We start from the raw sequence: 14,067 nt of genomic DNA, 5'->3' as shown, positions 1-14,067 counted from the left end.
TTCTTTATCCAATAATTTTTGTGACCCATAGATTATTAAATTGCGAGCTCAGGAACAAAGAATGTTCGATCATAAAGCGCGCGTACCAGCTGCCTTCTATTTGGTTTTGGACAACAGCCATTGGAACGAAGCTTACTAGCTTCAGAATCAGGAAAATCCCGACGTAGCATACGATCAATTGCAGTATTCCGGCAACGATGCCATCGTATTGAGGGATCATCACCTTGTACAATAAATCCTTAAAGAAAATGGCTATCAGATGCGTCACTAACCATCCGGCGATCAAGATCATGACAAACGCCACACCCGCGTAAAATGCTTTGTCCAAATTGAACGCTTGCTCTACTGAGTAATACAGCATCTTAGAATCGTTCGTAACGGATGGATACGGCACAAATAATTCCAAGTGGGAACCGAGTCTCTGATAAAACATTCGTGCAACGATAAAGGATAGAAGATAACCCACTACAAAAACGATCTGGTAAGCTAGTCCTCGTCGATACCCTCCGTAAAAAGATAGCAGTAGTGCAAATAAAATTACCAATGTTAACATAGTATCCCTCACTTATTTATTTGCCGCTCTTTTTTGAATCTCACGTTTACGGTTCTCATTAACGATTTGTTGCGCTTCTACGTGATTTCGGATCGGAACGTTTTCTTTTCCGTTCTTCCGCATGATTTTCTTTGCTTCGGCTTCGATTGCTTCGATTTTCTTGATACGATTCTCTAATTCGAGATTATGGGCGGCTTGCCCTTCAAGCGTATAACGCTGCTTTTCTAACTGCATTAAGGCTTCTTGCTTCTTTAATTGATCTGAGACTGCATTAATCGCCAATAACATCGCGGCTTTCTCTTGCGTGATCTCAGGTGATAACGACATGATCTCATTTAACTGCTCATTGACTAAGGCTGTAACCATATCCATATGTTGCTTGGTTTCCTGTCCAATGATAGTATAAGTCTGACCGGCAACGATTGCCTTATAGCGATTTTGCGCCATATCGATCAACCTTCCTAAAACGATTTTTTTAATAGTCCAGTAACAAAAACACTAACATATTATATGCTAAAACCTTTCATATGTACAACTTTCATCAATTAAAAGCGAATTAACTTAAAGAAAAGAGAAAAAATTATGAGTTCTTCTGTATTAAAATTAACCAAACCAGAGATTCAAAAGCTAAAAAACTACTATGCCGATTACCTATTACTTAAAAAAGTGCCGTATAGCGAATTCTCTGCCAAAAAAAATGGTGTGAGCATCACTGCCTATACCTCTGGAAAGGTCCTCTTCCAAGGGAACAACGCGGAACAAGAAGCGGCTCGTTGGGGAAAAACGGCGCCTGCTTCCGTTAAAAAAAGCAGTCGTCTGCCTAGCGATTTTGCTTCCCTTGCCGTTCTTGGCAGCGATGAAGTTGGAAATGGCAGCTATTTTGGCCCCTTATGTGTCTGTGCTGCTTATGCAGACAAAGAACACTTGGACGCACTAAAAACATTAGGCGTAAAAGATTCAAAAATGCTGACAGACGACCAAATCAGAAAAATGGCAACGGCGATCAAAGAGATGATTCCCTTTCGCCTGCTGGTAGTCACGCCTGAGAAATATAACGATATCCAGCCAAAATACAATGCTGTACGCATGAAGGTCGCGTTGCATAATCAAGCGATCCGATTATTATTAGAAGACATCGCACCAACAAAACCTGATGCTATCTTGATTGATCAATTCACTCCCGAAGCCAATTACATGAACTATGTAAAAAAAGAAGCTAAGAGAGTCGAACAAAAAATTTATTTCGTGACTAAAGGAGAACAATACCACCTGGCTGTCGCAGCCGCGTCTATCATCAGCCGGGCGAGCTTTCTTGACGAACTAGACCAGGCTTCACAGGAGCTTGGTATGAAGGTCCCGTCTGGCGCTGGCAAACCGTCTGACGAATTGGCGGCCAAGTTATTGCAAAAAGGCGGTATTGATCTACTACGCAAGTATGTGAAGCTGCACTTTGCGAATACGGAAAAAGCAAAAAAAATGATTTAAGTTACCAAGCGTGATCCTCTATCAGAAAAGTGTTCCTCCTTGAGTACCGATGCCTGATCGAATCTTTTGAGAGGCACGCCTTTGCTGATAGGGGGTATTTTTACATCTCTTCTCCTGATAGATACACACGCTGGACATTTCTTAACGCTTCAATGTCTGCTGTAACGTCTCCTTCTACCACCAAAATATCCGCCTGTAAGCCGGCCTTTAATTCGCCAGTAGTGTCAGCCAAATCAAAGACTTTTGCCGGATTTTGGGTGGCTGTTTGGATTGCTTGGACGGGGGTCAAACCATAGCGGACCATCAACTCGAGCTCCTCCACGATCGGCACACTCGGCGCTTCCAGCATGACCATATCTGTACCCGCTAAAATCGTTAGCCCCTCATCATAAATCGCTTTGAAATTTTTCGAATACGCTTCAACAGAACGCTCAAAGAAATCTAAATGATGGGAGTAGGTTTCAGTCGACTGATTTGAATGATCGATCCCTGCTTCTTGGACCTTCTGATTGTACTCTGCCAAGAAATGATAGGCGAACATCGTAGGCGTCCATGATTGTTGCTGTTGAATCATTTGTTTCGCTTGCTCGACTGTTAAGAAATTGCCATGTTCGATCGTATCAAAGCCTGCGTCAATACACATTTGGATTCCTGGCTGTGTTCCTGAATGGACAACACATTTCATACCGAGTCGGTGAGCCTCTTCTACACCCGCCGTTAATTCTTCCTGAGTGAACTCACAAATGTCATCACGATTGGTTGTTAACAGCTTGATCCAATCAGCGCCATCCTTTTTTTGACGTCGGATCGTATGGCGGATATTTTCCACACCGTCTACTTCTTCGATACCGTCCTCGTGTCCATGGCCTCCGGTGATACAGATTCCCCGATCCGTATGCAAAATGCGTGGTGCCTTGACGTAGCCTTTTTCAGCAGCTAAGCGCAACGTCTCTAATAGAAATTGCGGTCCGCAGCAATCTCGAATCGTCGTTACTCCTTTGGCTAAACACATTTCTGCTTGTTTCTGTGCATAGTAGGCGATCATAAAGTCATTGTAGCGATGCAGATCCGGCTGCGTCCAATAATAGCCTAAATGAATGTGCGCATCCATCAGGCCTGGTAAGATCGTGCCGTCGCTATACTCGCGAACCTCTGCCTGAGGGTACTCAGAAGCTAGTCTTTGTGCTTCTCCTACAGCCACTATTGTACCCTCTGAAAAAACTACACCGCCCTTCTCGATCACCGTTTCACCGTCACCAGTAATTACTTTTCTTGCTTTCAATAAAATCATTTCTATCCTCCTGTTAAACGTTTTCAATAACTAGTTTAAGTGTACCAAAAGAACCGCCAAAATTGGTAACCAATTTTGGCGGTTCGAATCAAGGATCAGCGTTACTTGTTTGCTTGATAATATTCAGGTAATTTGAAGCCGTATTCTGTCTCAAATAATCGTCCGATTTGCAGAAGCAAGTCTTCTCTTCCCCGTGCAGCAGTGAATTGAATACCCAAAGGCAGTCCTTTTTGCGTCAAGTAGGTGGGCAAGCTAATTGCGGGTTGCCCTGTGAGATTGGCTAATTGCGTGTAGGGGGTGATCTCCAGGCTTCGTTCAAACATGCGATCAATGACATGATGCAGCTCATTTTCCGAAAGACTGGCGGCAGCTTCTAATGCATCTCGAATTTCATCGCTTTGTAGATCCTCGTCTATTTTAGGCGCCGTCGTTGCAGCCGTCGGGGTCAACAGAAGGTCATATTCTGTAAAAAGCTGCTCCATCTTAAACGCCGCATCATCCCAAAAGTTCAACGCGCGAATATAATGACTGGCAGGGATTTTCTTCCCATATTGATAGATTCCCCAGGTCATCAACTCCATATCGTTCTTCTCCACTGGGCGGCGCAATCCCTGCTCAATTCCAGAGAACATCGCTGCCGTTTCCGCGCCATTCATCAAATAATAGCTAGCGATCAATTCCTTCCCATCCACCGGATAATTGATGAGCTCGACTTGATGTCCTTGCTTTAAAAGAAAATCATGCGCTTTTTCTACTGCGCTGGCGGCTTCTGGGGAAACCGTTGAATCAATCGGCGAATCAATAATGACTGCGATCTTCAGCTGCTCTTTTTGGGCGGCTTTATGGTGTTGCCAAGCAGAGGCAGGTGCTTGATAAGGAGCCGCACTGGAGATATCTCGCATCCCATAAAACAGCTTTTCCGTATCCCGCATCGAAACCGTTAAGGCGAAGTCGATCGCTGCTCCCTGCCAACCACGCCACCCACTCGGGCCAACGGGCATCACTCCCCGTGTGGGCTTGAGTCCAATCAACCCACTAAAAGAAGCCGGTATTCGAATCGAGCCTCCGCCATCGCTAGCACCTGCAATAGGGACGATGCCTGCAGCTACAGCACTGGCCGCGCCGCCGCTCGATCCGCCGGAGTAATAATCAAGGTTCCATGGATTTCTAGCCGGTCCATAAATCTTCGCATCTGTAATGTTTTTAAACCCAAATTCAGGCGTATTCGTCTGCGCAAATGGAATAAGACCGTTTGCGAGCAGCTTGTTCGTATAATAACTATCACTGCTGGCGCGATGTGCCATCAACAATTTTGATCCTGACGTACTCAGCCAGCCTTTTTTTTCCTGTCCCAGCATTTTTAACGGAATCGGCAATCCGGCAAAGGGGCGCGTTAAGACCTCTTCTTGCTGCTGATATTCCGTTAATGCTTCTTGATCCATCACTGTGACAAATGCATTCAACAGTGAATTTTGTTTCCGAGCTTTTTCTTCAAACAAATGCAACAACTCTTGAAAACTGATTTCTTTTCTGCGTAATTTTCCTGCCCAGTAAAGACCATCTTTCATCCCTAACACCTCAATAACTTTTTTATTTATTATCACAAATTTTTTTTCATAATACTAGCAACAGACTCGATAGAACCCTCGAAAAGAAAAAAGCCTGATAGAAAAGAGTTCCTTTCTTTCTATCAGACCCAGCTCTCGTGCTATACAGATCATTTTCTAATTTTTCTTTTTGAAGCCTCTGATCGCCAGAATGATTTTTTCACATGACTCAAAAGTCCAGACTCTCATCCATTCCAACATTTCTTATACATATTTTTGCTGAAAATAGTTCTCTAATCGATGCTGCAGATAACCGATCCCTATACACAGCAGCCAATAAATCAATGCAACTAAAATGTACATTGATAAATAGTCAAATGTTCGCCCACCAATGATCTTTGCTTTTTGAAAGATATCGGGCACGGTGATCATTGCCGCTAGCGATGTTCCTTTAAGTAGGTCCATTGCGACGTTGCCCAACGCTGGGATCGAAATACGAACCGCTTGAGGCAAGATAATGTAACGCATGGTGGGGAAAAATCGATTGCCTAAAGCGTAGGCTGCATCCCACTGACCACCATTGACACCCGCAATTGATCCACGATAGATTTCTCCAATAAACGCACTACTGGTCAAACTAAAGCAAATAACTGCTGCGACCACTGCATTTAATTGATAGGGTAAGCCAAAATAGAGTAAAAACAACAGAACCAGTGCAGGAGTGCCTCGCAAAAAGGATAAATAAAATCGCACGAACAGTTTGATCGGCAGCCATGGAACGAAGCCTAAAATAGTTAATAAAATTCCCAAAAGATTTCCGAAGAAGAACGCCGCCAGACTGATCCCTAATGTATACCCCAATCCACTCAGTAGAAAAGGGACGGATTCGATCATCAAAGGGATATCGATCGTAGGGATGTACATTAGTCCGCTGACACTTTCTCAGTGACTTCTTGTTTAGGCTTCACCGAAACGTCCGTTCCGAAATATTGTTCTGATATTTTCTTCAGCGTGCCCTCTTCTTTCAACTCTTGAAGCGCCGTATCAATTTTTGATTTTAGTGCTTCGTTTTTCTTATCGAATAAGAAGCCGGTCTCGTTTGCATTAAAATAGACATCCTCCAAAATTTTCACCGGAATATCAGGCAACGCTGCGACAGACATTTTCTGCAAATAGTAGTCATTTAAGATCACATCGGTCCGACCATTCGCCACGTCCGTTAAATACTGATCGTTGGTGGCATTGTCATACGTAACAGCTTTCGCTCCATACTTCTCAGCAATCTTCATATAGCTTGTGTTCGGTTCTCCTGCTGCTTTTTTCCCTTTCAAATCCTCTAAGGAATGAATGCCGGAATCGTCGCTTTTCCGAACGATCATGCTGTCAAAGGAATGTTTGATTGGTGACGATAAGGCAAATTTCTTGCTGCGTTCTTCTGACATTCCAAAATCATTCGCAGCAAAATCTGCTTCTCCACGATTGACTGCGGTTACCTGACCATCCACATTGTATTCCTTAAAATTAATTTTCAAATCTAATTTTTTAGCGACTGCTTTCGCCACGTCTACGTCATAGCCAATCAACTGATTGTCCTCGTTGTAATACGAAGATGGAAAAAGTGTGCCTGATGTTGCGACTGTCAGTTCCTTTTTCTCTTCTACCTTTTTCCAACTCGTATCTTCACTTGTTTGACCTTGCCCATTCCCGCAAGCAGTAAAAAGCAGTCCTGCCACCACAAGTGCTAAACCCACAAATCCTTTTTTCATTGTTCTCGTCTCCATTCATTTGCTGATAAATTCTACTCACTCATTTTGTTATAGCATATAAAAAACAGAGATTGATAGAAAACTGCTCATGAAAAACAGCTTATAATACAGATTAATCAGAGGAATAAGTGTCATAGCACACCCATTTAAATAACTATCATCATTTAAAACTGAGTATTTTTCAGTTTAAAATCACTTATTTCAAAAATTTCATCAGCAACTTTTTCTACAAAATAGTGATCGTGGGAAGTAACTATCACTGTCCCTTGATAGGACAAAAGCAAGCGTTCGAGGGCTTCCACTGTGGTCAAATCAATAAAATTTGTAGGTTCGTCTAGAATTAGTACATTGGATGGCTTCACAAATAGCAACGCGATTTGAAGCCGCGTCGCTTCACCGCCACTCAAGTTTTTGATCGGTTTAGTCATCTCCAATTGAGAAAACCCCAGATTATGCAAAATACTGCGAACGAGAGCTTCCTTATAGCTTGTATGCTTCATTGAAAATTCTAAAAGTGACTGACTGTCCACCATTTTATAGGACATTTGATGGTAGGTGGCAAACAAAACTTTCGGCGATATTACGATTCCCTCTTCATTATTCAGGATACTTTGAAGCAGTGAGGTTTTTCCACTGCCGTTTTCTCCAACAATCGCAATCCGTTTCCCCAGAGGAAATTGAAAATCACAGGATTCAATCAGCAATTTTCCACCCCGCTCTAGTTGAAATGCTTCTCCTCGGATTGGAAATTTATTATGAACGGCTTGTATTTTTGAAGGTGGAAACACGATCTCTCGTCGTTTCTCAAACCTCTCGACTTTTTCCAATTGCGCTAAGCGGCTTTCCATCGCGGTCACGGACTTTTGTAAATTTTTTTGGACCGTATCTTTCTGTTTCGACGAGGACAAGCGATCTGGTCGGATGTTCTGCTGACTCTTTTTCGTTGAAACCTTGGGACTTCTTTCTGCTTGCTCCTTCTTTTTACTGACTGCTGATTCCAATCGTTTCTTTTCCTTTATATATTGTGCCGCTTCTCTTTGATTCACGAGATTTTTTAATTCTTTCTGCTTACAGTAATCTTCGTAATTTCCAACGTATTCCTTGACCTCGCCAGCATCTATCTCCCAGATTTTCGTCGCCAGTTGATTTAAAAAATGGCGGTCATGGCTAACGAACAACAGCGTTCCGTAGTAATAACGCAGCTCTTCAATCAACGTCTGTATACTTTTGCGATCAAGGTGTGTTGTGGGTTCGTCCAGAAGCAAGCCCGGTTTGTAACTGGAGAGCGTTTGCGCCAGACGGTATTTATTTTCCTCCCCGCCACTCAACGTACAGGCAGGATTCTTAGGGATAGAGAGTCGGGCTACCAATTCCCAATCAATCTCTTCGAAATTGGTCCCTTCATTTATTTCTTCGATTTGAGTAAAGAAATTAAAGTCGATTTCTCTCTGGACCTTGCCGCTATCTGGATTCATCTCCCCTTTGATCAGTTTTAAAAGAGTCGATTTCCCTTGACCGTTTGCTCCGATGATCCCGATACGATCTCCCTCATAGGCGGATAATGAGTCGATTGAAAAAATTTTTTTGGCACCAAAACGGTGTTCTATTTTTGTTAATTTTACAGATAAATGTTCCATTCGTTTTCTTCTCCTTTTCGCTAGGAAAAGGAAAAAGTGTACAAAAAAGGGCCCAGTCTCAGACTAGGCCTCTTTCGTTCTTTTTAGAAAAGTATACACTGATCCCTTGAAATTGCCGCACCTAGACTTTTGAATTCATCGTTCATTAGTTATTCAAAAAGTTTTTACGCAATTTCATTGAAGCAGTCATTTCTTTTCCTCCTCGTGTTCGGTTAATAAAAAGATAGCATCCACAAAATAGAAAGTAAAGAAAAATACGTTTTACAAATAGCGATTTTCTCTTAAAACAATGCCTTTAATGTCTTCAACCGTTTGTGTTCCTGCTAGCTGCATGACCATTTCCAGTTCTTTTTTGAAGAAATCGAAGACCTGCTGAACGCCTGTTGTTCCGCCCAATGCCAAGCCATAGATTGCCGGACGGCCAATGGCAACCAAATCTGCTCCAGAAGAAAGAGCTTTAAAAACATGCTGCCCGCGACGAACCCCGCTGTCAAAAACGATGGGGGCTCTGCCTGCTACGGCCTCCGCCACATATTGCAGGGAATCAAAGGAAGCCGGACCGCCATCTAGTTGGCGCCCACCGTGATTCGATACCCAGATACCTGAAGCACCGGAGCCAAGAGCGCGTTCTACGTCTTCTTCTGACTGGACGCCTTTAACGTATACCGGCAGATCCGAATAACCTGCGATAAATTCAACATCTTTTGGACTTAATTTTTGTTTCGAAGAGCCATAAACGGCATCCATTGTTTGACCGATCCCTGATTGATAGGCTTGAACGATCGGCATGGCTAACGGAAATGTAAATCCGTTTCGACGATCGGTTTCACGATTGCCTCCTACTGTCGCATCCGCGGTCAAAACGATGGCTTTTGCGCCGTTACGTTTCGCCATATCGATGATATCGCGGTTGATCCCATCATCTTTACTCATATAGAACTGAAACCATTGAGGTGCCTTTGCCCCGCCAGCCTCACGTATTTCTTCTAATGTACAGGAAGCGTACGAGCTCGCGGTATAAATCGTCCCGAATCTAGCGACCCCCTTCGCGGACGCCCGCTCGGCTGCTACATTAGCTAACCCGTGGGCAGCGACCGGAGCCATAATGATTGGTGCCGTCAGCTCTTCGCCTTCAAAGGTTACTCGCGTATCTGGTAACTCAACATCTCGTAGTACGTGAGGAATAATCAATTTATGATTGAATGCCTTTTCATTTTCTTGATAAGTAAAGACATCCCCTGCACCACTGCTGATATACCCGTAGCCGCCTTTAGGAATGACTTCTTTAGCCCCTTCTTCTAAATCATTCATATTAATAAAATCAATTGCACCCTCTGCTGTGCTTGCTTGATAAATCTTTTCCATCAAAATCCCCGCCTTCAATTTGATAACGTTTACAAAATAATGGTACGCCTCTCTAGAAACGTTGACAAATGATTTGTTCGTCCGCTTATTTTGATTGATTCTCAAAAAAATAATTTGATATTTTGCTCATTATTTCGTTTTTTATTCAAATTGTCGTTTTCGTTCACGAGTCTTTTTTGACCTTTTAAGACAAAAAAACAGTTTTTACGATTCCTTCGTTTAAACTTGAAGGGGTAAAAGGACACCTCCAAGAACGGCCACTCGTGAAAATCCAAGAAAGTGAGGATGCTTATGAAAAAAACTATCCATGATGCTGTCGCTATCGGAATTGTATGCTTTCTTGCATCGCTAAGCAGCTATATCGCAAAAGGAGAATTAACTTTTGCTACGTTTATTTATTTGATCCTCCCCTCCTTTTTTATCGTTACCTTCGGCTCGATGCTCTTGATGACCTTATCCAAAAAGTAACCGATGATCAAAAAAAGCCTTCCATACAGAAGAAGGCTTCTTTGTTTTTGATTCTTTTATCTTGAAGATTACTCCGCTAGTTTTCTCTCCTTGATCAGAGCGTACATTCCCCCAATTAGAAAGCCGACAAAGGCTGGCAACACCCACCCCATACCTATCGTAAAGAAGGGTAAATAGTGACTGACAAACTTAAGAATGGACACAACGATCGGATTCGTTGAAATGGCGGCCGGACTCGCTGCTAAGGCATCAAAAATCGCTGCGATAGCTGTTAAAGCTGTTGTTGCCTGATACACAGGTTTTCTATCCTTGAACAATGGACTCAAAATAGCAAGCAGGATCAGCGTCATGGCCAAGGGATAAATGAACATCAAAACAGGCAGAGAGATCTCGATTATTTTTGTTAGACCAACGTTGGCAAAAAGGCAAGGAAGAACACTGGCAAGAACAATAAAAAAGCGATAACTGAACTTAGGGAACAGCTTGACAAAGGTCTCCGAAAAAGCTGTTACAAGCCCAATCGATGTTTTTAAACAGGCTAAGATAACAATCGCTGCGAGCAAAATACTCCCCACCGTACCGAGATAATGATTGGCGATCTGTGCTAATGCGATCCCGCCGTTTTCACTTATAGCAAATTTTCCTAAGCTCATGGCTCCTAAGTAGGATAGCAGTGTATAGATGATTCCCATTAATACGATACTGATCGCACCCGATTTGATCGTTCCTTTAGCGATCTGATTCGGCTTTGTTACCCCCATAGATCGTATCGTAGTAACGATGATGATTCCGAATGCTAAAGAAGCCAAGGCATCTAGCGTATTGTACCCTTCGGTAAAGCCCTTTAAGAAAGTCGCCGTTTGATACGCTGGTTGGACAGGTGCCGTTTCAATGGCACCTAATGGATGAAGAAATCCTAGAAAAAGCAACCCGCCGAGTAGAATAAGAAAAATGGGATTCAAGAATTTACCGACATAATCTAATATTTTTGATGGCTTGCGAGAGAACAACCAGGTTATTACAAAAAACAATACGCTGAACAGCGCCAAGCCAAGCCCGAGATGATCGTTTGAAACAAACGGAGCGATCCCAATTTCAAAGGACGTCGTCGCCAAGCGGGGCAAGGCGAAAAAGGGCCCGATCACTAAGTAAATCAGAAAAGTAAAAATAAATGCATAGTTCCTACCAACCTTTGAAGCCAAATCTAGAACGCCCTCACTTTGAGAAAGCCCGATCGCTATGATCCCTAAAAATGGCAGCCCAATTCCTGTAACTAAAAAGCCGAGATTGGCTAAGAAGATATTGCTCCCCGCTGATTGCCCCATGTTGACCGGGAAAATTAAATTGCCGGCACCAAAGAAAAGCCCAAAAAGCATTGACCCTATATAAATATATTGCTTAAACGAAAGTTTTTTCTCCATAATTTCTCCTCACTGTGACCGTAAATAATGATGCCATTCATTTTACACAACTATCTCATTACTGACAAAAATTTTGAATAGGTATACCCGTTCCTCGGTTCCCCTTCGACTCAAAAAGCATGAGCCCGATTCCCTAAAAAAGAAGATACCTAGATTAGTGAACTAAAAAAGCAGCGTTCGAATTTTCCCATAAAAAAAGAGTCCCCTTTTAAAAAAGGAACTCTGAACGTTCGAAGCACGATAAAAGCTATTTTACGTATAGCTACGAGATGATGGATCACGCTTCCTTCCCCCGACTGGCTCGGTTAGTAGGAACCTTTATCCATCCATCTGGCGGTTTCTTGCTATTTCTCATCATTGTTAACATCAAATGGATTAACTTTGTGCTTTTGTGATTATTTCTCATTACACACACATCCTTTTCTGTTAGCCTAGCAATATTTTTAGGAAGGTTTCTTCCCTGCTTTTATTTTACACCATCTAGATAAGGCATCCCTCAAAGCAACTCAAACTTTACGTAACCTATACAAAGACTTTACATTACTGACCAGATTGTTCTCAAATTTATGAGCGATTGAGCCTTCCTCGTTTTTTGTCAAAAAAAAGAGAAACCTTTTGTATCAAGGTTTCTCCTAGTATTAAACTTATTCTTCTTCTTCTGTCATGAATGTATTGAAAACTTCTTCAATCATATCCCATTCAGCATCTGTTTCGATTTGTTGCAATTCGCCTTCACTGCCGTCTTCATTTTCAACGTATGCGTAAGCTTGCAATTCAACGTCTTCATCTTCAGGTGCGCCTGCTGGATAAAGCAATACATAATTGCGGTTAAATTCTTCTTGACCATCGATCGTCAATAAGATTTCATACAGCGTTTCATTTCCTTCATCATCCACTAAAGTGATGACTTCATGTTCGTGGTCGTGATCATGTTCATGATCGTGGTCGTGTGTGTGTTCGTGTGCCATAGTTATTCCTCTTTTCTAAAGTTTATTGCTGTTGCGATCAAGATAATTTTGTAAAATCATGACTGCTGCAAGTTTATCGATAACTTTTTTTCTTTTCGAACGAGAAACATCTGCTTGTTCTACTAGCATCCGTTCTGCTTGAACAGTAGTTAATCGCTCGTCTTGATACTCAATCGGCAAGTCAAAGAGTTCTTTGATTTTCTCAGCATACGCCATGGAGGCTTCTGCTCGAGGACCGATTGAATTGTTCATATTTTTAGGAAGTCCCACAACAAATTTAGTGACTTGGTACTGCTTCACTAATTCGCCTAGCCGTTCAAAACCGAACTTCCCCTTTTCTTCGTCGATTCGGATGATCTCGACTCCTTGAGCCGTCCAGCCAAATGGATCACTCACCGCGATCCCGACAGTTTTCGAGCCGACATCAAGTCCCATCACTCTCATCGAATATCTATACCGTGATCTTTCAAGTAATATTTTACCAAAACTTCCATAACTTCATCGCGCTCATGACGACGAATCAAGTTTCGTGCGTCTTGATAACGAGGAATATATGCAGGATCTCCTGATAATAAATAGCCGACGATTTGGTTAATCGGGTTGTAGCCTTTTTCAGCCAACGCGTTATAGACGATCGTTAATGTCTCGCTGATCTCTTTCTTACGATTGTCATCAAAATCAAAACGGACTGTTTCATCTGTGTATCCCATTTTCTCACACCTCTCCTTGGAATTATCAACAATTATATTTTACTAAAAGAAGACAAAACTTACAAATTTTGCAAGTTGCCAATCTCTTGGCTTTAGAAAATCTTCCGAATTATTATAACACGCTTTTGCTTTGTTTAGGTCAGTTTTCTTAAGCATCTTTTTTTCTTTTAAATAGAATGCTCGTTATACTGAAATAGTATTAGCTTTTATGAAGGAATGATTCGTAAAAAAAAGGACAAAGGAGGATTATTATGTTAAATAGATTTTTTAAACTACTCGCATGTATCATCGGAGTTGAATTGATCGGATCATTGTCCGGTTTTTTTGCGGGAGATATTCCCGCAGTCTACGCACAATTGAACAAGCCCTTCCTGGCACCACCTGGAAATATCGTGGGAATTATTTGGACAGTTCTCTATGCATTGATCGGTTTAGCTTTATTTTTAGTGATTGACAGCAAAGAACCAAAAAACAAGACGCGCTCGTATATTCTTTTTGGAGTGCAGCTCGCACTCAACTTCATATGGAGCATCTTATTTTTTGGCGGCTCTCATTTTTGGATCGCGTCATTTATCAGCTTGTTCCTTTGGTTCTCGATCATTTTCAGTATTCGAGAGTTTCGAGGGATTTCTAAAGGCGCGGCGATTTGTTTTGTCCCGTATCTTGTATGGATCACTTATGCGACCTATCTTTCTTTTGGATTAGCACTCTTGAATTAACACTCTTGAATTAACACTCAAAAAGACATCGGATTTCGTTCCGATGTCTTTTTACTGTTCAAAATAAGAAACGGCATTGTTTTCCCATTCTAAATGAATGCCTACTTTGACTAGGAATATATTGAAAAAACACCATG

General features: G+C 42.1%; 15 protein-coding genes. 3 read left to right on the top strand and 12 right to left on the bottom strand.

From position 1 onward, the window contains the following. Positions 1 to 4 precede the first annotated feature (4 nt). Both IGI66_RS05640 and zapA read right to left on the bottom strand, forming a co-directional pair. Positions 5 to 553, bottom strand: a complete 549-nt coding sequence (locus IGI66_RS05640) for a CvpA family protein (RefSeq protein WP_086305750.1) — start codon at positions 551 to 553, stop codon at positions 5 to 7. 12 nt (positions 554 to 565) lie between these two features. Further along, a complete protein-coding gene (gene zapA / locus IGI66_RS05635) occupies positions 566 to 1,000 on the bottom strand; it encodes a cell division protein ZapA (RefSeq protein WP_438847978.1) in 435 nt (144 codons plus the stop codon). A 135-nt stretch (positions 1,001 to 1,135) separates the two neighbouring features. On the opposite strand from zapA, the gene rnhC reads away from it, so the two are divergent. Further along, complete coding sequence (rnhC, locus tag IGI66_RS05630) at positions 1,136 to 2,038, top strand: ribonuclease HIII (RefSeq protein ID WP_438847976.1); 903 nt, start codon at positions 1,136 to 1,138, stop codon at positions 2,036 to 2,038. Positions 2,039 to 2,138: 100 nt separating this feature from the next. Here the strand turns inward: rnhC and IGI66_RS05625 are convergent, their stop codons facing one another. From IGI66_RS05625 to IGI66_RS05600, 6 genes are all read right to left on the bottom strand, one after another. Then, positions 2,139 to 3,329: an amidohydrolase family protein gene (locus IGI66_RS05625; protein ID WP_438847974.1), complete on the bottom strand. Its 1,191-nt coding sequence runs from the start codon at positions 3,327 to 3,329 to the stop codon at positions 2,139 to 2,141. Positions 3,330 to 3,430: 101 nt separating this feature from the next. Then, a complete protein-coding gene (locus IGI66_RS05620) occupies positions 3,431 to 4,897 on the bottom strand; it encodes an amidase (protein ID WP_438847972.1) in 1,467 nt (488 codons plus the stop codon). A 243-nt stretch (positions 4,898 to 5,140) separates the two neighbouring features. Further along, positions 5,141 to 5,800 (bottom strand): amino acid ABC transporter permease, encoded by a 660-nt coding sequence (locus IGI66_RS05615; RefSeq protein ID WP_288227646.1) that lies wholly within the window; start codon positions 5,798 to 5,800, stop codon positions 5,141 to 5,143. Beyond that, positions 5,800 to 6,642: a transporter substrate-binding domain-containing protein gene (locus IGI66_RS05610; protein WP_086305746.1), complete on the bottom strand. Its 843-nt coding sequence runs from the start codon at positions 6,640 to 6,642 to the stop codon at positions 5,800 to 5,802. Before IGI66_RS05610 ends, IGI66_RS05615 begins: the two co-directional genes overlap by 1 nt. Positions 6,643 to 6,806: 164 nt before the next feature. Further along, the gene (gene abc-f, locus IGI66_RS05605; RefSeq protein ID WP_438847970.1) at positions 6,807 to 8,279 is read right to left on the bottom strand and encodes a ribosomal protection-like ABC-F family protein; all 1,473 of its coding nucleotides are present in this window, start codon (positions 8,277 to 8,279) and stop codon (positions 6,807 to 6,809) included. 261 nt (positions 8,280 to 8,540) lie between these two features. Next, positions 8,541 to 9,644 carry an alpha-hydroxy-acid oxidizing protein gene (locus IGI66_RS05600; protein ID WP_086305744.1) on the bottom strand — a complete coding sequence of 368 codons (1,104 nt, stop codon included), beginning with the start codon at positions 9,642 to 9,644 and terminating at the stop codon, positions 8,541 to 8,543. 291 nt (positions 9,645 to 9,935) lie between these two features. On the opposite strand from IGI66_RS05600, the gene IGI66_RS05595 reads away from it, so the two are divergent. Beyond that, the gene (locus tag IGI66_RS05595) at positions 9,936 to 10,112 is read left to right on the top strand and encodes a hypothetical protein (RefSeq protein ID WP_010781159.1); all 177 of its coding nucleotides are present in this window, start codon (positions 9,936 to 9,938) and stop codon (positions 10,110 to 10,112) included. 68 nt (positions 10,113 to 10,180) lie between these two features. Here the strand turns inward: IGI66_RS05595 and brnQ are convergent, their stop codons facing one another. The 4 genes from brnQ to IGI66_RS05575 form a co-directional block, all read right to left on the bottom strand. Continuing rightward, positions 10,181 to 11,533 (bottom strand): branched-chain amino acid transport system II carrier protein, encoded by a 1,353-nt coding sequence (brnQ, locus tag IGI66_RS05590; RefSeq protein ID WP_438847967.1) that lies wholly within the window; start codon positions 11,531 to 11,533, stop codon positions 10,181 to 10,183. A 644-nt stretch (positions 11,534 to 12,177) separates the two neighbouring features. Then, positions 12,178 to 12,501, bottom strand: coding sequence for a DUF1292 domain-containing protein (locus tag IGI66_RS05585; RefSeq protein ID WP_086305741.1), 324 nt, complete (start codon positions 12,499 to 12,501; stop codon positions 12,178 to 12,180). A 15-nt stretch (positions 12,502 to 12,516) separates the two neighbouring features. Further along, positions 12,517 to 12,945: a Holliday junction resolvase RuvX gene (gene ruvX, locus IGI66_RS05580; RefSeq protein WP_010781173.1), complete on the bottom strand. Its 429-nt coding sequence runs from the start codon at positions 12,943 to 12,945 to the stop codon at positions 12,517 to 12,519. Next, a complete protein-coding gene (locus IGI66_RS05575) occupies positions 12,942 to 13,211 on the bottom strand; it encodes an IreB family regulatory phosphoprotein (protein WP_010739601.1) in 270 nt (89 codons plus the stop codon). The genes ruvX and IGI66_RS05575 overlap by 4 nt, the downstream gene beginning before the upstream one ends. Positions 13,212 to 13,462: 251 nt before the next feature. Here IGI66_RS05575 and IGI66_RS05570 point away from each other — a divergent pair, with 251 nt between their 5' ends. Continuing rightward, complete coding sequence (locus IGI66_RS05570) at positions 13,463 to 13,930, top strand: TspO/MBR family protein (RefSeq protein WP_010781174.1); 468 nt, start codon at positions 13,463 to 13,465, stop codon at positions 13,928 to 13,930. The last annotated feature ends 137 nt before the right edge of the window (positions 13,931 to 14,067 follow it).

Source organism: Enterococcus sp. AZ048 (assembly GCF_051715125.1).
Taxonomy (GTDB): Bacteria; Bacillota; Bacilli; order Lactobacillales; family Enterococcaceae; genus Enterococcus_A; species Enterococcus_A gilvus.
Note: the sequence above shows the minus strand (reverse complement) of the source record. Positions and strands in the feature narration are given on the sequence as shown.

Coding starts and splice junctions, on each gene's coding strand:
- IGI66_RS05640 (WP_086305750.1), bottom strand. CDS start 553: ATGTTAACATTGGTAATTTTATTTGCACTACTGCTATCTTTTTACGGA.
- zapA (WP_438847978.1), bottom strand. CDS start 1,000: ATGGCGCAAAATCGCTATAAGGCAATCGTTGCCGGTCAGACTTATACT.
- rnhC (WP_438847976.1), top strand. CDS start 1,136: ATGAGTTCTTCTGTATTAAAATTAACCAAACCAGAGATTCAAAAGCTA.
- IGI66_RS05625 (WP_438847974.1), bottom strand. CDS start 3,329: ATGATTTTATTGAAAGCAAGAAAAGTAATTACTGGTGACGGTGAAACG.
- IGI66_RS05620 (WP_438847972.1), bottom strand. CDS start 4,897: ATGAAAGATGGTCTTTACTGGGCAGGAAAATTACGCAGAAAAGAAATC.
- IGI66_RS05615 (WP_288227646.1), bottom strand. CDS start 5,800: ATGTACATCCCTACGATCGATATCCCTTTGATGATCGAATCCGTCCCT.
- IGI66_RS05610 (WP_086305746.1), bottom strand. CDS start 6,642: ATGAAAAAAGGATTTGTGGGTTTAGCACTTGTGGTGGCAGGACTGCTT.
- abc-f (WP_438847970.1), bottom strand. CDS start 8,279: ATGGAACATTTATCTGTAAAATTAACAAAAATAGAACACCGTTTTGGT.
- IGI66_RS05600 (WP_086305744.1), bottom strand. CDS start 9,644: ATGGAAAAGATTTATCAAGCAAGCACAGCAGAGGGTGCAATTGATTTT.
- IGI66_RS05595 (WP_010781159.1), top strand. CDS start 9,936: ATGAAAAAAACTATCCATGATGCTGTCGCTATCGGAATTGTATGCTTT.
- brnQ (WP_438847967.1), bottom strand. CDS start 11,533: ATGGAGAAAAAACTTTCGTTTAAGCAATATATTTATATAGGGTCAATG.
- IGI66_RS05585 (WP_086305741.1), bottom strand. CDS start 12,501: ATGGCACACGAACACACACACGACCACGATCATGAACATGATCACGAC.
- ruvX (WP_010781173.1), bottom strand. CDS start 12,945: ATGAGAGTGATGGGACTTGATGTCGGCTCGAAAACTGTCGGGATCGCG.
- IGI66_RS05575 (WP_010739601.1), bottom strand. CDS start 13,211: ATGGGATACACAGATGAAACAGTCCGTTTTGATTTTGATGACAATCGT.
- IGI66_RS05570 (WP_010781174.1), top strand. CDS start 13,463: ATGTTAAATAGATTTTTTAAACTACTCGCATGTATCATCGGAGTTGAA.